Raw genomic sequence first — 20,529 nt, 5'->3', positions numbered from 1 at the left:
CTTTGCGTTAAGGAAAGATGGTACAATATTAAATATCCAATAATCTTCTGTGATAATTAATCTGCCCCAGATGATAATCCAAATGAGCAATCAGGTGAATTAAAAAATATCCTGTAGACATTTTATCTTCAGAAGGCATACGTGAATATTCTTCTTTCAAATCCTCTTCTGATAATTGACTAAGTACATTATTTACCATAATTTCAGTAGCCGCCACTTTTTCTATAAGTTCTGCCCTTGGAACATTTTTTAGTGAAAATTCCAGATCACGTTCTCTTACGTAGCCTGTATTTCCAAGCTGCTCACCTATGAAATGATTAAGGTTTCCTACCAAATGAAGACATAAGTTTCCTGCGGAATTAGAGATGTTTTTATCTGTTATCCAAAGATTTTCTTCCTTTTGGTAGGCTTCAATTTCTGCTTTTAATTTGTTTAAATCTCTGCTGTAAAGAGATTTTAGGCTTTCTATGATCATTTTTATTCAATTTTTTTTGAAGAATTAAAGCATAAAAAAGGTACTGTTTTTTTCAGTACCTATAATTTTTATTTTTGTTTTTTCGCCCAAAGCTCCATCTTTCTGTTCAGAACATCCAATGGAAGGCACCCCTGACTTAATACTTCATCATGGAAGCTTGCCAGATTAAACTTATTACCAAGCTCTTTTTGATATTTTTCTCTCAATTCACGAATTCTTAAAGATCCGATTTTATATCCTAAAGCTTGCCCCGGCATCGCCATATATCTTTCCACTTCAGCAACTGCAGCTCCTTCATCATAAGAGATATTGCTAAGGAAATATTTAATAGCCTCTTCTCTGGTCATTTTTCCAGTATGTATTCCTGTGTCTACTACCAATCTTACTGCTCTCAGCATTTGGTCGCTTAAATATCCCATTTTTTGGTAAGGATCAGTATATAACCCAAACTCAGGGCCTAAAGTTTCACAATAATGTGCCCATCCCTCACCATAAGCACCAAACCATCCGAATCTCATGAATTTGGGAAGCTTTGTATTTTCCTGCTGAAGAGAAACCTGATAATGGTGTCCCGGAATTGCTTCGTGTAAGAACAGAGATTCCATGCCTGAAGTCACATTGAATTTAGTAGGATCGGGAAGGGGAACGTAAAAAATTCCTGCTCTCTTTCCGTCAGGAGTTCCCGGAATATATTCTGCACTTGCACTTGCTTCTCTGAACTTTTCTGTTTGTCTGATCTCAAACTTTGTTTTAGGAGTTACATTGAACATGGTTTTCAGCTTTGGAGTAATCTTTGTCAGAATGCTGTTAAACCCATTTAAAACATCTTTAGAAGTTTTATAAGGCATTGCCTTTGGATCTGTTTTTACGTACGTGATAAATTCCTCCAACGTTCCTGTAAAACCAACTTGTTGCTTTACTTTTTCCATCTCTGCACGAAGCATAGCAACCTGCTGCTGTCCGATTTTGTTGATTTCCTCTGGTGATTTTTTCGTTGTTGTCCAGCTCTTTACGTAGTAGCCATAAATTTCGTTTCCGTTGGGAAGGCTGTTGTATCCATCAGTATCCCTACCTTTTGGTAAATATTCTTTTTCGAGAAAGATTCCCATTTTAGTATAGGCAGGAATGATTTTTTTGGTAATGGCATCCTTATAAAGTGCTGAAAATTTATCTTTTTGAGCCTGAGTAAAGCTCTTAGGGAAATTTTTAATAGGGCCATAGAAAATGTTTTTTTCCATATCCTGAGTCGTGATCTCTTCAGCTTTCATCTGAGGAATCATTTTGACAATCAGTTTTTTAGGAAGAACAACTTTGTTGGTGATTCCATCACGGAAATTATCTGTAGCAGCATCCATCCATTCAGGAAATTTTTCCATTCTTTTCAGCCAATCGCTATAGTCTTTTTCAGTTTTGAATGGTTGGCTTCCTTGTCCGCTTCCATACAGAGGAAAGTTTAAGGGAAGACCCCCAAATTGAGTGAATGGAATATATTCAGGATGATAAGCATACGCTTCAATTTTATCTTTTAAAGTATAATCCAATACATCATATACTACTTTATCCTCATCAGAAAGTGTTTTATAATCTACATTTTCCAATTGCTTTTGTACAGAGTTGTAAAAAGCCACTTCTCCTGAAATAAAATCTTTATCAATATTGATGGGAAGCTGGTCGTTATATCTTAGATCTCCCTGTGCAGTAGCGTCTAAAGGGTATAGTTTAAGATACTGTTCGTAATAATTGGAGGCAATAGAATCCAGATTGGTAGGAGTTACCTTTGTAAGCGGAGAATCGGTCTTTTTGCACGAAGCAAGACCCATTATCAGTCCTAGTCCCAGAATACTTTTCGATAAAATATTTTTCATTTTCAGAATCTTTATAAAGCAAAAGTAAGTATTATTGGGAGATTCCTCACATTCTATGAATTGATTTTAAAAAATAATATCCAAAATCCTTTTCACATTAAATCAATTTTTTATCTTTGTCTAAAACGTTTAACAATCATATTATTACAGTTCTTTTTTTAAGAAAAAATGAAAGGGATTTTAAAAATTTACCATCCGGAGGAAACGCTAAAATACAATATCAGAAATACTTATTGTAAAGCAGTTTACAGCAACCAGCAACATTTTTTAGAGGTTGAAATTATCACGGATGACGGTTTGGATCACGTAGACGATGATTCATTACAGTACAACTTTCCGCAGCTTTCACTTGAGATCTTCGATTTTCCTATCGACTCTGCGGAAATAGAAGGAAAAACAATCAAAATCAATGATTCTGAGGAAGATACCTATACAGAGGTAGATCTTTTCGATGATGAAGAAGCCTATGTTTATGACAATGAACTTCTTTTCGAGAAGAATGAAGAAGGAGAGCTTCAGATGATATGGAAGGGAACCATTGATGATTTCTATACCGGATCAGATACTCCGATTCCTTTTAGGTTAAAATGCGAGTTCAAACAGGATGATATTGAAGTAGACGAAGACTAAGCCTACTTATCACTCCTTTTTAATAGCAGATTTCTTTTCAAAATTTCTTTTGGAAAGAAATTTGCTGTTTATAAATCATAACAAAATTTAAGTTGTTTTTAAGCAATTTTTAAGAGAGCAATTCATAATATTCCACTACATTTGTCGTTGAAACTTTAATAAAATTCACATTTAATGCTGTTAACGGAACTTTCTCAGATTTTATTTGCACAAATCACTACACCTGCAGTTGCCGCAGACAATTTAGAATTTTCATTCTGGAAAATCATGTTCCACGGAGGAGCCTTCGCTAAAATAGTGATGGTAACCGTATTATTACTTGGAGTATTTTCCCTATATCTGTTTTTTGAAAGATTTTTCTTTATTAAAAGGCTTACTTCAAAGACGGATTCCAACTTCATGAATAATATTGAAGACTTTATTAAGGAAGGAAAAATAGAGGCTGCTGCTGATTATTGTAAAACACAGAACTCTCCGGAAGGAAGAATTCTTGAAAAAGGAATTTCAAGACTAGGACGTCCTGTTTCCGATATTGTAAGTGCAATGGAAGCGCAAGCTCAGGTAGAAGTGGCCAATATGGAGAAAAACCTGAATCTATTAGCTGTAGTACCAAGTATTGCACCGATGTTAGGTCTTTTGGGAACGGTAATCGGGATGATTATTGCTTTCTTTAATTTATCACACGCAACCGGATCTTTTTCTCCAAAAACACTCTCTGAAGGTATTTATACAGCATTAGGACAAACAGCAGTAGGTCTTGCTGTAGCTATTCCTGCCAATTTCTGTTACAATATTCTTTTAACGAGAATTGACAAGTTTGTATTGAAGGCTCAGAATATGTCAGGAGAATTTTTAGATCTTATCAACAAACCTTTATAAATCTTTCTTACGATGAAAATTCAAAGAAGAAATAAAGCCAATCCGGAATTCAGTTTAGCAGCGATGACAGATGTGATCCTGTTGATGCTGATTTTCTTTATGATTACCTCCTCTGCAGCCAATCAAAGTGCAATAGAGGTGAATTTGCCAAAAGCCGGAGCTGTTGACGATAATATCCCCAATCCTGTTGTCGTAAGTATTAAGCCGGATGGCTCTTATTTCGTGGATGATAATCCTGTAAATAAAGGAGAGCTTGAGCAGATTATCACCGATAAATTAACAGGGCAGACTAATAAATCTTTCACGATCAGAGCTGACGAAAATACCATGCATAAAGATGTTGTTTTTGTTATGGAAATCGCTGAAAAACATAAATTTAACATTGCTATTGCAACGGTTAAAGATAAATAAATGCTAAGAATCATTTTTTAAGATGAGAAGCTATACCGCAAACAAAAACGAAGAAAACCGAGATCGGGTAAAGAGTGCATTACTCTCTATCCTGATTTGGGCTGCCGTTTTGCTTTTTGTTTTTTACTATAAATTAAAACCTGAACTGGATAAAGAACCTGAGGTAGTCACTACAATGCTGGTCAACTTTGGGGACAACAGAAATGGAAACGGTGTTGAAGAACCCGCAGAACAACCGGGAAGCTTAGCTGCTGAGACAGAAGTAACAACACCGGAACCCGTAGAAGTTCCTGTTCCTGAAACAAAGACAGAGGTAAAGCCTGAACCTGTCGTAAAACCTGAGCCTAAGAAAGTAGAAGCTAAGGAAAAAGTGATTACCGGGAATAATTCAAAAAATACAGTTGCTAAAAAAGAGGAATCTAAAAAAGTAGAGAAAAAAGAGGCTACCAACACCAGTACAGCAAAGAACACTAAAAAATCTGGAGCTGTAAAAGCCAATTCAAAGACTGGAAACGGTGATGGACAAGGGAATGCCGCTATTGGAAAGTTTCTTGGTGGAAAAGGACAGAAACCTGGTGGACAAGGTGATGGAAATGGCCCTGGAAATGCAGGAGACCCATTAGGTGGAGAAGGAAATGGAGATAGTAAAGTAGGAATTGACAGAAAACTGGTAGGGTATATTCCCGGAACAATGGGAAGAGGGGGTGCCCAGCCTTCTCATAGCTGTACAGCCAGCGGATCCATTACAATTGCCTATACGGTAGACAAAGCAGGAAATGTAGTGTCTGCAAAAAGGACAGGGGGAATTTCAGATCCTTGTGTATCATCTACATCCGTTGCTTGGGTAAAGAAATATGTAAAGGCCGAGAAAGCCAATGTTTCTTCCAGCGGAACTTATAAAATTACATTCTAAAAATATAAAAGCACTTTATTCAAGTGCTTTTTTTAATTCATTGATTCTGTTGATTACAGGAAGGGCAAAAATTCCGCTGGTCTGAAGATACAGCTCATAGAATGTTTTGGCCTTATCCTGGAAATCTTTATTCTGTTCTTCTCTGCTTTTGAAATAGAAGAGATTTCCCAGCATCTCATAATAGTCTTTATGATCTCTTTCCTGCCTTTCATTGACAAGTGCGATCATTTCCTCTTTAGTCATTGAAGATACTTCTGTGAAATTCATCTTGAAAATATCTCTCATCAGAGTATCAAAATCAAGTTCTTTTTGTAATAAACTTTCTTCAGGTTTGTCCAGAATTAATTTTTCCAGCGCCTGTGTAAGCTGACGGATAAGTCTTAGGGTGAATTCTTTATCTGTGATCATAATGGGTTTAAAGTTTTGAGTTTAATGTTTAAAGTTGTTGGTAAACGGGTAAACAGTCTTTATTAAGCAAAGAATAAGTAAGCCAATGCAATAGAAGTAATAATACCGACTAAATCTGCTAAAAGCATAGCAATTACCGTATATCTAGTATTCTTAATGGCTACAGCACCAAAGTAGACTGCAATCACGTAAAACGTCGTATCTGAGCTTCCCTGAAGAACTGCTGCTAATTTACCCTGGAAACTGTCTGCTCCGAAAGTTGCCATCGTATCTACCATCATACCTCTTGCTCCTGAACCAGATAAAGGTTTGATTAACGCCGTAGGAAGACCATCAACGAATCTTGGATCAAGGTGGGCTACGTTAGCTACCCATTTCATGCCGTCAATAATAACATCAAAAACGCCTGAAGTTCTTAAAAGAGAAATAGCGATAAGCATTCCAACCAAGTAAGGGATAATCTTTACACAGGTGGTGAATCCTTCTTTAGCACCTTCAATAAAGGCATCAAAAACGTTGATCTTTTTATAAACGGCTCCAAGTACGATAGCAAGGAAGATAAACAGAATAAGACCGTTACTCAATACCTTGCTGAAATCATCAAGTTCATCTTTGCTTAATTGTACCAAATAAACAACCAATAAGGCAATAATTGCTGAAATTCCTCCTACATAAGCAATTACTACCGGACGAAGAAGATTGATCTTTTGATATAAAGAAACAATAATCATAGCAGCTAAAGTTGCTGCAAAAGTAGCTATCATACAAGGCAGGAAGATATCAGTAGGTGTTTTGGATCCCATTGAAGCTCTGATCGCAATGATGGATACCGGAATAAGAGTCATTCCTCCCGCATGAAGACACAGGAACATAATCTGCGAATTGCTGGCTGTATCTTTATTGGGATTTAGAGTCTGTAAACTTTCCATCGCCTTTAATCCGAATGGAGTAGCGGCATTATCCAACCCTAGAAGATTGGCGCTGAAATTCATCAGCATATGCCCGAATGCCGGGTGGTTTTTGGGAATGTCAGGAAATAATTTAGAAAAGAAAGGTTGGATGAATCGGCTTAAAAGATTGATTCCCCCTGCTTTTTCAGCAATACTCATGAATCCCATGAAAAGAGTCATAATTCCAATCAATCCCAAGCATATTTTTACTGCGGTTTCAGAGGTTCCGATAACTCCATCGGCTTCCTGAACGCGATAAACGTTTACGTTTTGCTTTAATGAATCTGTTTTATAGTGAATTCTGCTGTCAGCAAAATCATTTTTTTTCATCAGACTGTCCTTCACAATAGGGGAGAGGCTGCTCATAGGCTGGGTGGCAATCTTCACCGTGTCACCCCCTTTTCCTACGACCATATCGTTGAAAATGGTTTTATAATGGCTTGATGAAATATATTTTATACTGGCAATGGCAATGGCAATGATAATGAAAGCCGACCAAATTCTGCTGAGAACCATTTGATTGATTTAATTGTTTAAACTTATCAAAAATACTTCAAACTGCAAAAGTCACAAAAGAATTAAACCACTAAGTTTATAGAAAGTTTAAGTCATGTGGCTAAAAAATGCATTTAATCTTTTGAAAATCTTTGATTTCAGCCTTTTGTATGCTGATTTATTTTAACGCTGAGTTGGCAAGGATTTTTATTTGGGAGTGAAAATTTTACGATCGCAACGGCGTTACACTTAGCCACAGGGATTATTGGAAACCATCGCTGAACGAAGTGTCTTTGTGAATGAAAAGTATGCATAAAGTTTTTAATCTCTCAGCGTATTCTTAGCATTTGAAACAATAAATATTACTCTTCCAGATAAACGAGATGTCCTTCAAAATCATCATCCAGATTTTTTAGAACTTTGGCATCATTCATTTTTTTTACCAATCCGTCTATAAAAAAGCTTTTTTCAAAAAATTGGCGGTGAATTCCCGGTAATAGCTCCATAAAGTAATCCATTCCGAATTTGTTGTTGTGGAGATCCATTTTGGTTTCCAGAGGTTGATTGGGAAACAGTTCTTCATGCATATCGGTCATTCTTTTGCAGAAATCCAATGCTTTTTCTGGGGAAGAAATTTTGCAGCAATACATCATGATAAAGCAGCACCATAAGGCATGTCTGAAAGCATTTCCGATACCGTTGTTAGAAGCGGTTTCAGGGAATTTTGCTTGTGCAATGGTAAATGCCTTAACGGTAGCATGAAAGCTCAGTATGGCAAAAAGAGGATGGGGGAGAACAAGCGATAAAAGACGGATGATCTTCTTAAAACTCATACTCCGGATGGTATTGAAAAATATCTTAAAAGTCCTCATAAATAAAAATCTCTCCCTAATTAGAGAGAGATTGTATTGTTTTTGTTACAGAAATTATGCTTTTGCAGCTAATAAATTAACGGTTTTAGCAACAGTGTCTTGAATTTCAGTTCTTTTTACAATGAAGTCTACAAATCCTTTTTCCTGTAGGAATTCAGAAGTCTGGAATCCTTCCGGTAAGTCTCTACCGATGGTTTCACGGATTACTCTTGGCCCTGCAAAACCGATCAATGCTCCCGGTTCAGCCATGATGATATCAGCAGTCATCGCGAAAGATGCTGTAATTCCACCAAAAGTAGGGTCACAAAGGTAAGCGATGTATAAAAGACCAGCTTCTGAAAGCTGAGCTAGTTTAGCCTGTACTTTAGCCAACTGCATCAAAGAGTAAGTTGCTTCCTGCATTCTCGCCCCTCCAGACTGACAGATAATCATGTACGGAAGTTTGTTTTTGATACAGTAATCAACAGCTCTTCTGATTTTTTCACCCATTACAGATCCTAAAGATCCTCCAATAAAAGCGAAATCCATACAAGAAACTACCATTTCAGTTCCTTTTACAGTTCCTACAGCATTTCTGATAGAGTCAGTAAGCTTCGTTTTTGCTTTTACTTCTTTTAAACGGTCTTTATAAGGTTTTGTATCCTTGAAGTTTAAGATATCAATACTTTCAACATTGGCATCCAGTTCGGTAAATTTACCACCGTCAAAAAGGATGTCAAAAAATTCCGCACTTCCTATTCTTACATGAAACCCGTCTTCAGGAGAAACATAGTTATTTCTCTTTAATTCATCATGTTCCACAACTTTTCCAGATGGAGTCTGATGCCAAAGTCCTTTGGGAACGTCCTTTTTCTCATCAGTAGAAGTGGTAATGTTTTTTGCTTTTCTTTTAAACCAGTCGAATGCCATTTTTAATTGTATTAATGTATAAATGTAAAATGTACCAATGTAAATGCATCCATCAGGAATAGCTTTTACATTGGTACAAATGTACAGTTCTTATTTTAAAGTATTTACGTTATTTAAATCTTCAAATGCTTGTACTAATCTTGTAGAGAATGTTTCTTCACCTTTTCTTACCCAAACTCTTGGGTCATAGAATTTTTTGTTAGGTTTTTCTTCTCCTTCAGGGTTTCCGATTTGAGCTCTTAAATAATCAATATTGTTTACCATATAATCTCTAACACCTTCTGTGTATGCAAACTGAAGGTCAGTATCGATATTCATTTTGATTACTCCGTAGTCGATCGCCTCTCTGATTTCTTCCAAAGTAGATCCAGATCCTCCGTGGAATACAAAGTTGATTGGCTTATCTGCAGTTCCAAATTTCTCTTGAACATATTTCTGAGAGTTGTCTAGGATTTTTGGGGTAAGAACCACGTTTCCTGGCTTGTAAACTCCGTGTACGTTACCGAATGCTGCTGCAATCGTAAAGTTGTCCGAAATAGCTTTTAATTTTTCATAGGTATAAGCTACATCTTCAGGCTGAGTATATAATTTAGAGTTATCAACGTCTGAGTTGTCAACACCGTCTTCTTCACCTCCAGTTACTCCGATTTCTACTTCAAGAGTCATCTGAAGTTTAGCCATTCTTTCAAAATATTTAGCTGAAATCTCAAGGTTTTCTTCTAGAGATTCTTCAGAAAGGTCTAACATGTGAGAAGAGTAAAGAGATTTTCCTGTCTGCTTGAAGAATTCTTCGTTAGCATCCATTAATCCGTCAATCCAAGGTAATAATTTCTTTGCACAGTGGTCTGTGTGAAGAATTACTGTTGCTCCGTAAGCTTCTGCAAGAGTGTGAATGTGTTTTGCTCCCGCAATAGCTCCTAAAATTGCAGACTTTTGTCCGTCATTGCTTAATCCTTTCCCTGCATTGAAAGCAGCACCTCCGTTTGAAAACTGAATAATTACAGGAGAGTTTAATTTCGCTGCAGTTTCCATCGTAGCGTTTACGTTGCTTGATCCAATTACGTTTACTGCAGGCAATGCAAATTTGTTTTCTTTAGCATACTGAAAGATATCAGTAACTAACTGACCTGTGGCAACTCCTGCCGGAAAAATTCTGCTCATGTTTTACTTTTTATTATAAATTTATTAGGTGTTTATTTTCGTGTAAAGGTAATCATTTTTAAGAAATCATTAATTTCTTTTGTCACGCCCCCAAAGTAGCTTCTGACGGATGGTTTCGTAGAAACTTAAATTATTAGGCTGTACCAAAAGAAGCTGAAAATCGGCTTTCCTGATGATAATTTCCTTATCGGTTTCAATATGAATCAATCTGGAGTCTAAAGACAATGAATATTGTGGTACTCTGCTTTCCACTCTGAATTTGATTTCTACTTTATCATTTACTACTAAGGGTCTCACATTCAGATTGTGAGGAGCGATAGGGGTGATGACGAAGTTTTCGTTGTTCGGAGAAATGATCGGCCCGCCACAGCTTAAAGAGTAAGCCGTAGACCCTGTAGGAGTGGAAATAATAACTCCGTCTCCCCAGAATACATTTAGAAATTCATTATTAATATAAGAATCCACTGTGATCATAGAGGTTGTTTCCTTTCTGGACACGGTAACATCATTTAATGCATACGGAAAAAATCCTTCCAGGTTCGGGGAAACCACTTCAATTACAGAACGGCGGCTTGTTTTTACATCTCCTTTTAAGATGGCATCCAGTTCTTTAAAGGCTTCTTCTTTTGTAAAGAAAGCAAGGAATCCTAATCTTCCGGTATTTACTCCCACCACAGGAATTTCAAGATCTTCAATGAAAGTAAGAGAGTTTACAATGGTTCCGTCTCCACCGAAGGTGAAGAAAAGATCAACTTCCTTATCTAAAAGATCCTGTTTATTATTGAATGTTTCGAAAATTTTCGAAAACTGAAGTGCTTCAGCCATTTCATCGTACAGAACAGATTTTACACCTCTGGTTTCAAGTTCAGAGATAAACTTGCTTAAATATAAAAAAGTATCAAGATCTTTTTTCTGAGAATATATGGCTGCCTTCATGTTATATTTCTATAAATTTTTGGAAAAAACCGAATCGGTCTTTAAACAGATCGGATTTCTCATCAGAATAGTATTTTTCAACAATCCTGTAGTCGTACCGGTCAAAAGTTGAGTCTATCGAGGCTAAATTTTCATTGCTGATCTTTATGGTAACGTGAATTACCTCATCAGACATAGAACTAATGAATCCGCCATAAAATTTCGAGTTATTGCTTTCTACAATATTAGCAATTTCCGTCATGGAGTACTTTCTGGCAGGAGTTTCTACCGTAAGAATAGCTCCTGATTCCGAAAATAGCGGATAACGGGAAAGATCCTGGAAAATATCTTCACAGGTAATATAGCCCAAATACTTTTCGCTCTTGTTGATCACCGGGATCACATTGGTATTGAAAGTGTAAAACAGGCGAATACTATCCATGATGTTATTATCATCCAGAATGGCAAATCTCTCGATTTGATGCTCAAGATCCTTCAAAGTTCCTCCATCCTCTTCATACAAAAAGTCCTTTGCAAGGGCTCCGTAAAAGTGATGGGATTTTTTGATGAAAATATGAGAATATCCGAAATCATCCAATGTATTTCTTGCCGACTCTATAGAGTCCGACAGGTTAAAACATGGGAAATCTTTTGAGATATAGTCCTTGATAAACATTGTGCTAATTTATAAAAAATTAAACGAAACTTTTTCTGAAAACACGACTTTTTTTAAGTTAAATCAAAAAAAATGCCGTTAAAATTTGTTTGTAAAGAAAAAAAAAGTACCTTTGTCGCCTTTCATTTTTACTTTTTATTAGATTTATTTCAAACTGCACTGTCTACTAACGACATATGCAGTTTTTTTATTTTAGGGCTTTAGCAAATTCCCACATCACAATTCCGCCACATACACTCACATTAAGAGAATGCTTGGTTCCAAGCTGAGGGATTTCTAAAAATACATCAACATTAGGGAGTACTTCATCACTGATTCCTTCTACTTCGTTTCCTAAAATCAAAGCATATTTTTTTGACTTGTCAATTGCAAAATCTGTGATCATTTGGCTGCCGGTAGTCTGTTCAATTCCTATAATTTCATATCCTTTGCTTTTCAAATCTGAAATCGCATTGTTGGTATCTTCTTCATGAGACCAATCTACACTTTCCGTAGCGCCTAATGCTGCTTTGTGAATTTCACGATGAGGCGGTTGCGGAGTAATTCCACAAAGGATTATTTTTTCAATTAAAAAGGCATCTGCCGTTCTGAAGGCTGCCCCTACATTGTGCATACTTCTGATATTATCTAAAATGATGACCAACGGAATTTTTTCAACTTTCTTAAATGTTTCTACATCTATTCTGTTTAGTTCCTCCAGTTTTAGTTTCTGTACCAATTGTTTTATTTTGTTGAGATTAATTTTCCGTCTTTATAGACCTCTGTCTTTTCAATGCTGCCGTCTTCACGGTAATGGATTCTGTTGCCATTCCATTTATCGTTAACGAATTCTGTTTCACGCTGCAGCTTTCCTGATGGATAAAATACTTTCCATTTTCCAGTAGCAAGTCCGTTGTCGTACTGACCCCATTGTTTTACCGATTTTCCGTCCTCATGGAATGTCTTGGTTTCGCCGTGGAGTTTATTGAATTTATAATTTGAGATTTCTGTAATCTTTCCGGCAGGTGAGTAAAAAGTGGCAGTAAGGCTGTTGTCATAAATATTCTTTTCACCGTTCCTGAATGCTTCTTTGGAAGTCAGAACTCCGTTTTTATCATAATATGACCATTCCTTTACCTTATAGTCTTTTTTAAATTCACCCTTTGATTCTACTTTTCCATTATCATAATAAAAAGTAGCATCACCATCCTGCTTCCCTTTTTTCCATTCAACAAAATATTTTAGTTGGCCGTTGTCATAGAACTGTTTGCAGGTTCCTTCTTGTAATCCATCCTTATATCCACAAGGTTTTTGTGCTAAAATAAGGGAGGAAATGGAGAAAAACAATAGAAAAACGGATTTCATAGCTATTTTTATTTCAAAAATAGTAAAATACTTATATTTGATTCAAAAATATACTATGAAAAAATTATTCACTTTATTCATACTGATGTTTGCTTTTTTGCATACACAGGCACAGAATACCTATTATCCGCAGGTTTTTTTTGATAAAAAAATAGCCCGTGATATGCTAGCCTTCGGAAATTCAACGATTGAAGGGGTAGCTTCTACTAAGCAAAAAAATAATTGGGGCATAAAACCATTGCTTGGACAGAAACATTATGCTCCGAAAGGAACCGTTATTATGCTTTTTCCTGTAACTCCTTATTTTGAAGAGTTTTATAGTATGAGAAAAAAGTATGAAAATAAAAAAACTACAGTGTATATGTCCGAGGAGGCTTTTAAATATAGAGTAGAAGCTTTAACGGATGACCACGGACGATTTAGATTTGAAAAACTGAAACCTGGTAAATACTATCTGGAGACAATTGTGAACTTTACAGCAACAGGAAGTTATCAGCAGCAGACCGGAACAACAGATACTTATAACGGATTGGGTAACTATTTGTATTCATCACCTATCTATTCAACCTTTTTCTATGGCTATGATGCTGCGAACAGAGAAAGTAAGTTTGTAGAAATAAAAGCAGATGGAGAACTAAAAGAAATCAACCTTTAAAAGGTTGATTTTTTATTTTTTGCTCATAATCTGATGGACATTTTTCTCAATATTCTGGGCTATTGTTTCCATTGGAATATCGTTCTCATCATTGTTGAAAGGATCTTCAATCTCCTCAGCAATCAATTCAAGACTCATCAATACATAATACACAAATACCGTAAGTGGAATCATGAATAGACCTATTGTGATAACGTAAGCAATAGGAAGAGCAAATACATATAGAATGATGAATTTTTTAATAAACGAAGAGTAAGAATAGGGGATTGGAGTGTTCTTAATTCTTTCACAGCCACCACATACTTCCAAAAACCCTGAAAGCTGAGTATCTAAATACAGCATTTCGATTTCTGAAATTTTGCCTTCTTTCTTTAATTGGTTCAGTTTATGGCTTAAAAGAATAATAATTTCACTCGGGCCATGATTTTTTAATGATTTTTCAATTTCGGAATAATCTTCATCCAGTGCCAGACGGGTAGATTCTTTGGAGAGATGTTTGGCTAAAAAGTGAGGGAAATATTTCAGATATCTTGAGATCTGTTCTGCATCCTGGCGATTGTCTCCGAGAATGGTATTAATTTTTATCGCAAAGTTTCGAGTGTCATTCACCAGTTTTCCCCAAAGCTTTCTTCCTTCCCACCATCTGTCATAGGCTGTATTGGTACGAAAAACCAATAAAAGGGAGAGTACAAATCCCAATAAAGAATGAATCATTCCCACATTACTGATTCCTGATTTTGCCGTAAGATGAAAATATCCCACTTCTAGATACTGAATTCCCCAGGAGTATAATCCCACCATAATCATACTTGGAAAAAGGATCTTCAAAGTATCACTTTTGTGTAGACTGAAAAGGATTTTAAGGAAATGTTTTGTGTTGTATACTCTCATAAATTCGCTTAATACTACAAATATAAATTTTTCAGAATAAAGTAGGAAGTCTGAAGCTGGAAGTTATTGAAGCCGAAGAAGTAGTTTAAGTTTTATATAAAAACTTTTTATAGAATGAGATATAGAAGTTTGCAGACAAATAATAACTTCCAGCATCTCTCTTCCAGCTTCCAACTTAATCATCTTAATTTTTACAGTTTTCAAAAAAACACTATTTTTAATTCACATTAAATACAAAATACATGATCCTAGAAAACGTAGATGTAGTCAATGATATCAGTAAAGAAGATTTTCAGAAGAATTATTTCAAAAAGCAGAAACCTCTTTTAATCAAGAATTTTGCAAGCCGTTGGGATGCTTTTGACAAATGGAATCTTGCCTATATCCGTGAAAAGGCAGGCGATCAGGAAGTTCCTCTATACGATAATAAACCTGCGGATGCAGCTAAAAGTTCTGATGCACCAGTAGCGAATATGAAAATGAAGGATTATATTGATACCATAAAAAGTAAACCCTCAGATCTTAGAATTTTCTTCTATATAATTACAGACAGACTTCCGGAACTTCTTAAAAACTTTACCTATCCTGATCTGGGAATGAAGTTTTTCAAAAGACTTCCTACTTTATTCTTTGGAGGAAGTGAAGCTCATGTATTGATGCATTATGATGTGGATCTTGGTGACTTCATGCATATTCATTTCGAAGGAAAAAAAAGAATTCTGTTGTTTGATCAAAAGCAATCTCCATTTCTATATAAAGTTCCATTATCTGTTCATACGATCTATGATGTAGATTATGAGAATCCTGATTATGAAAAATTCCCAGCACTGAAGTATGCAAAAGGGTATGAAATCTTCATGGAACACGGTGATGCTCTCTTTATTCCCGGTGCATTCTGGCATTTCAACCGATACCTTGAACCAGGGTTTTCTCTTTCATTAAGAGCTCTTCCCAACAAACCGGATGTGTTTGCCAATATGTTATATCATGTCTTTATCATGAGATATACAGATAAGCTTATGCGTAAACTATTTAAAGCCAAATGGGTGAATTACAAGCAAAAATGGGCCTTTAAGAAAAGTTCTGAGGCGTTGGAAAAATATTTGGGGAAAGGAGTATAGATTATTAGGTTGGAAGATGGGAGCGGGAAGATGGAAGTTGTTCTTGCCGAAAAGTCAGTATAAGCCTTCCTAATAAGTATTTGATTCTTATATGTTGTGTCATTGTCATTGGCTACACCGAATCTTCGATTTCTGACGAAGGAAGAATCTCTTATATTTTTATTACAATTCTGTAGAAGTCTCCTGCCAAATAGTAACTTCCAGCTTCCTTCTTCTAGCTTCCAGCCTTAAAAAGTATGCTATCTATTAATCAGTCCAAAGATTTTAGCATCCACAAACTTTCCTTTTTCGAAGAAGTAGTCTCTAAGTATACCTTCTTCCTGAAAATTGATTGAAGTTAAAAGCTTTTCAGAAGCAATATTGGCCGGATCTATGAAGGCATCCACACGGTGTAATCTCATGCTTTCAAAACCATAGGTCAGAATAGGAAGAATAGCTTCTTTCATATAAGATTTTTTCCAGAAAAGAGGATTAAGTTCATATCCTACTTCTGCTCTGAAATGCTCACGATACCAGTTATGATAACCGCATGTGCCAATCACTTTGCCATTAGATTTCAGCTGTAAAGCCCAACGGAATCCCTTTCCTTTCTCAAATTCACCATTGAAGTGCTGAATGATACGCTGTGCATCTTCATGTACTTTAAAAGTTTCAAGATCATAATATTCCATAACCTCATCAAGAGAGAAATATTCAAACAGATCTTGGGTGTCATGAAGGGTGAGTTGTCGTAAGATAAGTCTTTCGGTTTCTAAAACAGGAAATTCCATGGATGTGATTTTATGGTGAAAATACAATTAATTCCCGATAGGGAAAAGTTATTCAGGGATAAACCGATAAACAATTCTGCTACCCTGGATTTATTTTTTTAAATTTGGGGCTCATTTTTTACTATGGCAAAATCGAAGAAGGAAACTCCATTAATGACTCAGTACAACACCATCAAGGGAAAATACCCTGATGCGCTTTTACTTTTCAGAGTAGGAGACTTTTATGAAACTTTTGGGCAAGATGCTGTGAAAACGTCCCAAATATTAGGGATTGTTCTTACTAAAAGGAATAATGGTGAAGGAAGTGTTGAATTGGCAGGATTTCCCCATCACTCCATAGATTCTTATCTTCCAAAATTGGTGAGAGCAGGAATGAGAGTGGCCATCTGCGACCAGTTGGAAGACCCTAAAATGGTCAAAGGAATTGTAAAAAGAGGGGTTACGGAATTGGTAACACCAGGGGTAACCTTTAATGATCAGGTTTTAAATTCCAAGAAAAACAATTTTCTGCTTTCTCTGCACAAAGAAAAAGAGAAATATGGAATTGCTTTAGTAGATATTTCTACCGGAGAGTTTTTGGTAAGTGAGGGTAACCTTGAAAAACTACTGCATATTATCAACACTTTTGATCCAAGTGAAATCATTTTCCAGAGAAGTGTACAGATTCCTGAACAGATCAGAACTAAAAATGCCTTTAAACTTGAAGACTGGGCATTTCAATATAATTTTGCCTACGAGAAATTAACCAATCATTTTAAAACCAATTCTTTAAAAGGATTTGGCGTAGAAAATCTTCCGTTAGCCATTACAGCAGCTGGAGCTATTTTTGCTTATCTGGTAGAGGATACCCATCATAATTTGCTTTCCCACATTACTAAACTTCAGATCATTCCTCAGGAAGATTATCTGATGATGGATAACTTTACCCTAAGAAACCTGGAGATCGTTTATCCAAGTAATCCACAAGGGAAATCATTGCTGGATATTATTGATAAAACCTCAACTCCGATGGGAGGAAGGTTGCTGAGAAGAAGGATTATTCTTCCTTTAAAATCGGTAGATGAAATTGCAAGAAGACTTTCCCTGATTGATTTCTTAAACGAGAACGATCATCTTAAATATGAAATAGGACAGCTGTTAAAGTCAATTTCTGACTTAGACCGATTGATGGGAAAACTGGCTGTTGAAAAAATATCACCTAGGGAATTTGGACATCTTCGTCAAAGTTTAATCAATATTCATAAAATCAAAGCTTTACTGCATCCTCATGCGGATGTGTTGGCATGGTTAGAGCCTCTGTTTGATCTTGAAGAATTGATCAAGTTTTTACAAAATCACCTTAATGAAGAACTTCCGGTAAGTATTGCCAAAGGAAATGTAATTAAAGACGGTGTTTCTGAAGAATTAGACAGATTAAGAAACCTTCAGAGCAAAGGACGAGGATTCTTAGATGAAATGTGCCAGAGAGAAATCGAAAGAACAGGTATTTCAAGTCTTAAAATTGATTTTAATAACGTTTTCGGATATTATATTGAAGTCCGAAATACTCATAAAGATAAAGTTCCGGATGACTGGGTAAGAAAGCAGACCCTTGTGAATGCGGAGCGATACATTACTGAAGAATTAAAGGAATATGAAAGCCAGATCCTTGGTGCTGAAGAGAAGATAGGAGTTCTGGAAAGCCAGCTCTACAGAAATGTATGTGCTGAAACAATGGTTTATATTGATCAGATCCAAGGAAATTCCAATATTATTGCACAGCTTGATGTTGCTGCAGGATTGTCAGAATTAGCTGTTTCTGAAAGTTATACGAAGCCTATTCTGAATGATGGGTATGCAATTGATCTGAAAGAAGCAAGACATCCGATTATTGAAAATGCTCTTCCTTTAGGGGAAAAATATATTCCGAACGATATCTTCTTGGATAAAGATTCTCAGCAGATTATCATGGTTACAGGGCCTAACATGGCCGGTAAATCGGCGATTTTGCGTCAGACGGCTATCGTTTGTCTTTTGGCTCAGATTGGAAGTTTTGTACCCGCAAAACATGCAGAAATTGGAATGCTGGATAAAATCTTTACAAGAGTAGGAGCAACAGATAATATTTCTGCCGGTGAATCTACTTTCATGGTGGAAATGAATGAGGCCGCCAACATTTTGAATAATATTTCAGAAAGAAGCCTTATCCTTTTAGATGAAATCGGGCGTGGAACTTCTACCTATGATGGGGTTTCCATTGCATGGGCCATTGCAGAATATCTTCATCAGCATACTACCCAAGCAAAGACTTTGTTTGCGACTCATTATCACGAACTGAATGAGATGACTGTAAACTTTGAAAGAGTAAAGAATTTCCATGTTTCTATCCAGGAAAATAAAGGAAATATTATTTTCCTGAGAAAGCTGGTTCCGGGAGGAAGTGAGCATAGCTTTGGTATTCATGTGGCTAAGCTGGCAGGAATGCCTGCAAAAGTGGTGAACAGAGCCAATGAGATTCTGAAAACGCTTGAGGCAAGCAGAACTCAGAACGGAGGAACTTCCGAGAATATCAAAAGGGTAACAGAAGAAAATATGCAGCTTTCTTTCTTCCAACTGGATGATCCTGTTCTGGAAAATATCCGGGAAGAGCTTACCAAAATTGATATCAATACTTTAACACCGATTGAAGCTTTAATGAAGCTCAACGCCATAAAAAAAATGATTGGAGGGTAATCCAATCATTTTTTTTCACTTATTCTTCTATAAATTTGTAGGTAGAATTAGGAAAGTCAAAGACTACAGTATATTTTACAAGCGATCTTACTTTCTGGCCATTTAAAATGGCTGGTTCAAAAGCTTTTGTTATAGCGAAATTTTTCATGCATCTCATAAGTTCCCCTTTAGTATTGGAGTCGATAGGATCTTTAATTTCAATTCTTGATATTGACCCGTCAATTTCTGAAACAAAAGATAATTTAAAATTATTGTCGGTAGGCATCTTTTCACCATCATAAACACTGTAATCAAAAAAGACCCAATAATTTTTCTGTTTTATTTTTGCTTTTTGATCAACCTTTGTATGGATAATCATTTCAGGGTCGATATATTGTTGAGACCGAGGTACAGAAGGAGGGGGAGCGCCGAGAGGAGGAGTATCCTGGCTGTATAAGAAAGAAAAGGGAATAAAGGATAGTAATAAAGCAAGCTTATTCATGTTTTTTGATTTTTACAAATATAGAAATAGGTAAACAATTTGAATAATATAAAAAGAAAAATGACTGGAAGTAATCCAATCATTTTTCTTTTTATAAGTTAGCTACTTGCTTAACAGCAATATCCGTCTTTACCTCTAGGGCCAATAATCATAAAATGACTGCTTACTCCTCTAAGTTTGCATAGGTCTTCTGCACAGTTGGCTTTAGCACCACCACTGATTTCTTTAAGCTCAGTTTTGGTAAGCTTTTTCTTTTGAGTGACTGATTTTTTCATATTTCTTAATTTATTTGGAAGTTCTAAAGTTGGCAGCAGAATCCATGTTGATCTCCAGCCCCAAGCTGCCATGGTTCATCTATTCCCGTACGGCAAAATCCATCGTAGCAGCTATCACTTCCGCTTCCGATAATATTTTTTAGTTCCTTTTTGGCAAGCTTTCTCTTCTGAAGTTTTGGTGTTGTTTTCATAAGAATAATGTTAATGAGATTTGATTTTTGGTTGAAATTTCTGAATTATATTAGCAGCAAGGGCCATCTTGAATTCCATACACTCCATATTGCTCATTTCCTGTATGATCTATACAGCTGAATACTATTGGACAGATGGTTCCGGCTCCGTTAATAGTCTTCATTTCTTTCTTTGTAAGTTTCTTTTTTTGAACGGTTGATTTTTTCATAATGATTTAGTTTTAAATAGTTTAAGTGTATTTTTACAGGCGGCAATTTAGGGTATTGCTCCATAAATATTCTTTTGAAGGAGAGACCTTATAAAATGTGATCGAAGATCACTCCGATCACATTGGATTTTTATTGAGTGTGATTAACAGCATCTTCCCTTAGCCGTACATGCTCTTATTGATATTTCACCGTCAATATTACAAAAACATGTTCCAGCGCAGATTTCTGAAGCACCGCCATTAATTTGTCTTAATTCACTTTTAGTCAATTTTTTCTTTTGAATGTTTGATTTTTTCATGATAATTTAGTTTAAGATGTTG

At 36.0% G+C, this 20,529-nt stretch carries 25 protein-coding genes; 7 read left to right on the top strand and 18 right to left on the bottom strand.

Going from position 1 to position 20,529, the window contains the following annotated elements:
• Positions 1–28: 28 nt before the first annotated feature.
• Both GTR01_RS12625 and GTR01_RS12620 read right to left on the bottom strand, forming a co-directional pair.
• Positions 29–475, bottom strand: a complete 447-nt coding sequence (locus tag GTR01_RS12625) for a DinB family protein (RefSeq protein ID WP_185155125.1) — start codon at positions 473–475, stop codon at positions 29–31.
• 68 nt (positions 476–543) lie between these two features.
• Complete coding sequence (locus tag GTR01_RS12620; RefSeq protein WP_160138197.1) at positions 544–2,340, bottom strand: DUF885 domain-containing protein; 1,797 nt, start codon at positions 2,338–2,340, stop codon at positions 544–546.
• Positions 2,341–2,508: 168 nt separating this feature from the next.
• Between GTR01_RS12620 and GTR01_RS12615 the strand changes: the two genes are divergently transcribed.
• The 4 genes from GTR01_RS12615 (at position 2,509) to GTR01_RS12600 (ending at position 5,173) form a co-directional block, all read left to right on the top strand.
• Entirely contained in the window at positions 2,509–2,970 is a 462-nt protein-coding gene (locus GTR01_RS12615; RefSeq protein ID WP_160138196.1) for a hypothetical protein, read from the top strand.
• A 174-nt stretch (positions 2,971–3,144) separates the two neighbouring features.
• On the top strand, positions 3,145–3,849 hold the full coding sequence (locus GTR01_RS12610) for a MotA/TolQ/ExbB proton channel family protein (RefSeq protein ID WP_068941094.1): 705 nt from the start codon (positions 3,145–3,147) through the stop codon (positions 3,847–3,849).
• A 12-nt stretch (positions 3,850–3,861) separates the two neighbouring features.
• A complete protein-coding gene (locus tag GTR01_RS12605; RefSeq protein WP_160138195.1) occupies positions 3,862–4,260 on the top strand; it encodes an ExbD/TolR family protein in 399 nt (132 codons plus the stop codon).
• 22 nt (positions 4,261–4,282) lie between these two features.
• On the top strand, positions 4,283–5,173 hold the full coding sequence (locus tag GTR01_RS12600; RefSeq protein WP_160138194.1) for a ferric siderophore ABC transporter substrate-binding protein: 891 nt from the start codon (positions 4,283–4,285) through the stop codon (positions 5,171–5,173).
• A gap of 15 nt (positions 5,174–5,188) precedes the next feature.
• On the opposite strand, the gene GTR01_RS12595 is transcribed toward GTR01_RS12600, so the two are convergent.
• The 9 genes from GTR01_RS12595 to GTR01_RS12555 all read right to left on the bottom strand — a co-directional run bounded on the left by GTR01_RS12595 (position 5,189) and on the right by GTR01_RS12555 (position 12,903).
• Complete coding sequence (locus GTR01_RS12595; protein ID WP_160138193.1) at positions 5,189–5,581, bottom strand: hypothetical protein; 393 nt, start codon at positions 5,579–5,581, stop codon at positions 5,189–5,191.
• 62 nt (positions 5,582–5,643) lie between these two features.
• Positions 5,644–7,047 carry a nucleoside recognition domain-containing protein gene (locus GTR01_RS12590; protein ID WP_160138192.1) on the bottom strand — a complete coding sequence of 468 codons (1,404 nt, stop codon included), beginning with the start codon at positions 7,045–7,047 and terminating at the stop codon, positions 5,644–5,646.
• Between the two features lie 341 nt (positions 7,048–7,388).
• Positions 7,389–7,898 (bottom strand): DUF6973 domain-containing protein, encoded by a 510-nt coding sequence (locus tag GTR01_RS12585; RefSeq protein WP_160138191.1) that lies wholly within the window; start codon positions 7,896–7,898, stop codon positions 7,389–7,391.
• A 54-nt stretch (positions 7,899–7,952) separates the two neighbouring features.
• Positions 7,953–8,807 (bottom strand): acetyl-CoA carboxylase, carboxyltransferase subunit beta, encoded by an 855-nt coding sequence (gene accD / locus GTR01_RS12580; RefSeq protein ID WP_160138190.1) that lies wholly within the window; start codon positions 8,805–8,807, stop codon positions 7,953–7,955.
• A gap of 90 nt (positions 8,808–8,897) precedes the next feature.
• Positions 8,898–9,968, bottom strand: a complete 1,071-nt coding sequence (gene fbaA / locus GTR01_RS12575) for a class II fructose-bisphosphate aldolase (protein ID WP_047095042.1) — start codon at positions 9,966–9,968, stop codon at positions 8,898–8,900.
• Positions 9,969–10,037: 69 nt separating this feature from the next.
• Entirely contained in the window at positions 10,038–10,904 is an 867-nt protein-coding gene (locus tag GTR01_RS12570) for an NAD kinase (RefSeq protein ID WP_160138189.1), read from the bottom strand.
• Position 10,905: 1 nt separating this feature from the next.
• A complete protein-coding gene (locus GTR01_RS12565) occupies positions 10,906–11,559 on the bottom strand; it encodes a CBS domain-containing protein (RefSeq protein WP_160138188.1) in 654 nt (217 codons plus the stop codon).
• Positions 11,560–11,746: 187 nt separating this feature from the next.
• On the bottom strand, positions 11,747–12,277 hold the full coding sequence (locus GTR01_RS12560) for an RNA methyltransferase (protein ID WP_160138187.1): 531 nt from the start codon (positions 12,275–12,277) through the stop codon (positions 11,747–11,749).
• Positions 12,278–12,282: 5 nt separating this feature from the next.
• The gene (locus GTR01_RS12555) at positions 12,283–12,903 is read right to left on the bottom strand and encodes a toxin-antitoxin system YwqK family antitoxin (RefSeq protein WP_160138186.1); all 621 of its coding nucleotides are present in this window, start codon (positions 12,901–12,903) and stop codon (positions 12,283–12,285) included.
• Positions 12,904–12,958: 55 nt separating this feature from the next.
• Between GTR01_RS12555 and GTR01_RS12550 the strand changes: the two genes are divergently transcribed.
• Positions 12,959–13,558, top strand: coding sequence for a carboxypeptidase-like regulatory domain-containing protein (locus GTR01_RS12550; RefSeq protein WP_228452228.1), 600 nt, complete (start codon positions 12,959–12,961; stop codon positions 13,556–13,558).
• A 12-nt stretch (positions 13,559–13,570) separates the two neighbouring features.
• Here the strand turns inward: GTR01_RS12550 and GTR01_RS12545 are convergent, their stop codons facing one another.
• Positions 13,571–14,449 (bottom strand): bestrophin family protein, encoded by an 879-nt coding sequence (locus GTR01_RS12545; protein WP_160138185.1) that lies wholly within the window; start codon positions 14,447–14,449, stop codon positions 13,571–13,573.
• A 242-nt stretch (positions 14,450–14,691) separates the two neighbouring features.
• Between GTR01_RS12545 and GTR01_RS12540 the strand changes: the two genes are divergently transcribed.
• Positions 14,692–15,570: a cupin-like domain-containing protein gene (locus tag GTR01_RS12540; RefSeq protein ID WP_160138184.1), complete on the top strand. Its 879-nt coding sequence runs from the start codon at positions 14,692–14,694 to the stop codon at positions 15,568–15,570.
• 239 nt (positions 15,571–15,809) lie between these two features.
• Here the strand turns inward: GTR01_RS12540 and GTR01_RS12535 are convergent, their stop codons facing one another.
• Positions 15,810–16,340 (bottom strand): GNAT family N-acetyltransferase, encoded by a 531-nt coding sequence (locus GTR01_RS12535; RefSeq protein WP_160138183.1) that lies wholly within the window; start codon positions 16,338–16,340, stop codon positions 15,810–15,812.
• A gap of 123 nt (positions 16,341–16,463) precedes the next feature.
• Between GTR01_RS12535 and mutS the strand changes: the two genes are divergently transcribed.
• A complete protein-coding gene (gene mutS / locus GTR01_RS12530; protein WP_160138182.1) occupies positions 16,464–19,052 on the top strand; it encodes a DNA mismatch repair protein MutS in 2,589 nt (862 codons plus the stop codon).
• Positions 19,053–19,071: 19 nt separating this feature from the next.
• Here the strand turns inward: mutS and GTR01_RS12525 are convergent, their stop codons facing one another.
• The 5 genes from GTR01_RS12525 to GTR01_RS12505 form a co-directional block, all read right to left on the bottom strand.
• Positions 19,072–19,533: a hypothetical protein gene (locus GTR01_RS12525; RefSeq protein WP_160138181.1), complete on the bottom strand. Its 462-nt coding sequence runs from the start codon at positions 19,531–19,533 to the stop codon at positions 19,072–19,074.
• Positions 19,534–19,643: 110 nt separating this feature from the next.
• The gene (locus GTR01_RS12520; RefSeq protein WP_160138180.1) at positions 19,644–19,808 is read right to left on the bottom strand and encodes a bacteriocin; all 165 of its coding nucleotides are present in this window, start codon (positions 19,806–19,808) and stop codon (positions 19,644–19,646) included.
• 23 nt (positions 19,809–19,831) lie between these two features.
• On the bottom strand, positions 19,832–19,999 hold the full coding sequence (locus GTR01_RS12515) for a hypothetical protein (protein ID WP_160138179.1): 168 nt from the start codon (positions 19,997–19,999) through the stop codon (positions 19,832–19,834).
• Between the two features lie 50 nt (positions 20,000–20,049).
• Positions 20,050–20,208 (bottom strand): hypothetical protein, encoded by a 159-nt coding sequence (locus GTR01_RS12510; RefSeq protein WP_160138178.1) that lies wholly within the window; start codon positions 20,206–20,208, stop codon positions 20,050–20,052.
• A gap of 143 nt (positions 20,209–20,351) precedes the next feature.
• Positions 20,352–20,507 carry a bacteriocin gene (locus tag GTR01_RS12505; RefSeq protein WP_160138177.1) on the bottom strand — a complete coding sequence of 52 codons (156 nt, stop codon included), beginning with the start codon at positions 20,505–20,507 and terminating at the stop codon, positions 20,352–20,354.
• Positions 20,508–20,529 lie beyond the last annotated feature (22 nt).

The sequence above is a fragment of the Chryseobacterium sp. c4a genome (assembly GCF_009900745.1).
GTDB lineage: Bacteria > Bacteroidota > Bacteroidia > Flavobacteriales > Weeksellaceae > Chryseobacterium.
This window is presented reverse-complemented; position numbering and strand designations above follow the sequence as displayed.

Coding starts and splice junctions, on each gene's coding strand:
- GTR01_RS12625 (WP_185155125.1), bottom strand. CDS start 475: ATGATCATAGAAAGCCTAAAATCTCTTTACAGCAGAGATTTAAACAAA.
- GTR01_RS12620 (WP_160138197.1), bottom strand. CDS start 2,340: ATGAAAAATATTTTATCGAAAAGTATTCTGGGACTAGGACTGATAATG.
- GTR01_RS12615 (WP_160138196.1), top strand. CDS start 2,509: ATGAAAGGGATTTTAAAAATTTACCATCCGGAGGAAACGCTAAAATAC.
- GTR01_RS12610 (WP_068941094.1), top strand. CDS start 3,145: ATGCTGTTAACGGAACTTTCTCAGATTTTATTTGCACAAATCACTACA.
- GTR01_RS12605 (WP_160138195.1), top strand. CDS start 3,862: ATGAAAATTCAAAGAAGAAATAAAGCCAATCCGGAATTCAGTTTAGCA.
- GTR01_RS12600 (WP_160138194.1), top strand. CDS start 4,283: ATGAGAAGCTATACCGCAAACAAAAACGAAGAAAACCGAGATCGGGTA.
- GTR01_RS12595 (WP_160138193.1), bottom strand. CDS start 5,581: ATGATCACAGATAAAGAATTCACCCTAAGACTTATCCGTCAGCTTACA.
- GTR01_RS12590 (WP_160138192.1), bottom strand. CDS start 7,047: ATGGTTCTCAGCAGAATTTGGTCGGCTTTCATTATCATTGCCATTGCC.
- GTR01_RS12585 (WP_160138191.1), bottom strand. CDS start 7,898: ATGAGGACTTTTAAGATATTTTTCAATACCATCCGGAGTATGAGTTTT.
- accD (WP_160138190.1), bottom strand. CDS start 8,807: ATGGCATTCGACTGGTTTAAAAGAAAAGCAAAAAACATTACCACTTCT.
- fbaA (WP_047095042.1), bottom strand. CDS start 9,968: ATGAGCAGAATTTTTCCGGCAGGAGTTGCCACAGGTCAGTTAGTTACT.
- GTR01_RS12570 (WP_160138189.1), bottom strand. CDS start 10,904: ATGAAGGCAGCCATATATTCTCAGAAAAAAGATCTTGATACTTTTTTA.
- GTR01_RS12565 (WP_160138188.1), bottom strand. CDS start 11,559: ATGTTTATCAAGGACTATATCTCAAAAGATTTCCCATGTTTTAACCTG.
- GTR01_RS12555 (WP_160138186.1), bottom strand. CDS start 12,903: ATGAAATCCGTTTTTCTATTGTTTTTCTCCATTTCCTCCCTTATTTTA.
- GTR01_RS12550 (WP_228452228.1), top strand. CDS start 12,959: ATGAAAAAATTATTCACTTTATTCATACTGATGTTTGCTTTTTTGCAT.
- GTR01_RS12545 (WP_160138185.1), bottom strand. CDS start 14,449: ATGAGAGTATACAACACAAAACATTTCCTTAAAATCCTTTTCAGTCTA.
- GTR01_RS12540 (WP_160138184.1), top strand. CDS start 14,692: ATGATCCTAGAAAACGTAGATGTAGTCAATGATATCAGTAAAGAAGAT.
- GTR01_RS12535 (WP_160138183.1), bottom strand. CDS start 16,340: ATGGAATTTCCTGTTTTAGAAACCGAAAGACTTATCTTACGACAACTC.
- mutS (WP_160138182.1), top strand. CDS start 16,464: ATGGCAAAATCGAAGAAGGAAACTCCATTAATGACTCAGTACAACACC.
- GTR01_RS12525 (WP_160138181.1), bottom strand. CDS start 19,533: ATGAATAAGCTTGCTTTATTACTATCCTTTATTCCCTTTTCTTTCTTA.
- GTR01_RS12520 (WP_160138180.1), bottom strand. CDS start 19,808: ATGAAAAAATCAGTCACTCAAAAGAAAAAGCTTACCAAAACTGAGCTT.
- GTR01_RS12515 (WP_160138179.1), bottom strand. CDS start 19,999: ATGAAAACAACACCAAAACTTCAGAAGAGAAAGCTTGCCAAAAAGGAA.
- GTR01_RS12510 (WP_160138178.1), bottom strand. CDS start 20,208: ATGAAAAAATCAACCGTTCAAAAAAAGAAACTTACAAAGAAAGAAATG.
- GTR01_RS12505 (WP_160138177.1), bottom strand. CDS start 20,507: ATGAAAAAATCAAACATTCAAAAGAAAAAATTGACTAAAAGTGAATTA.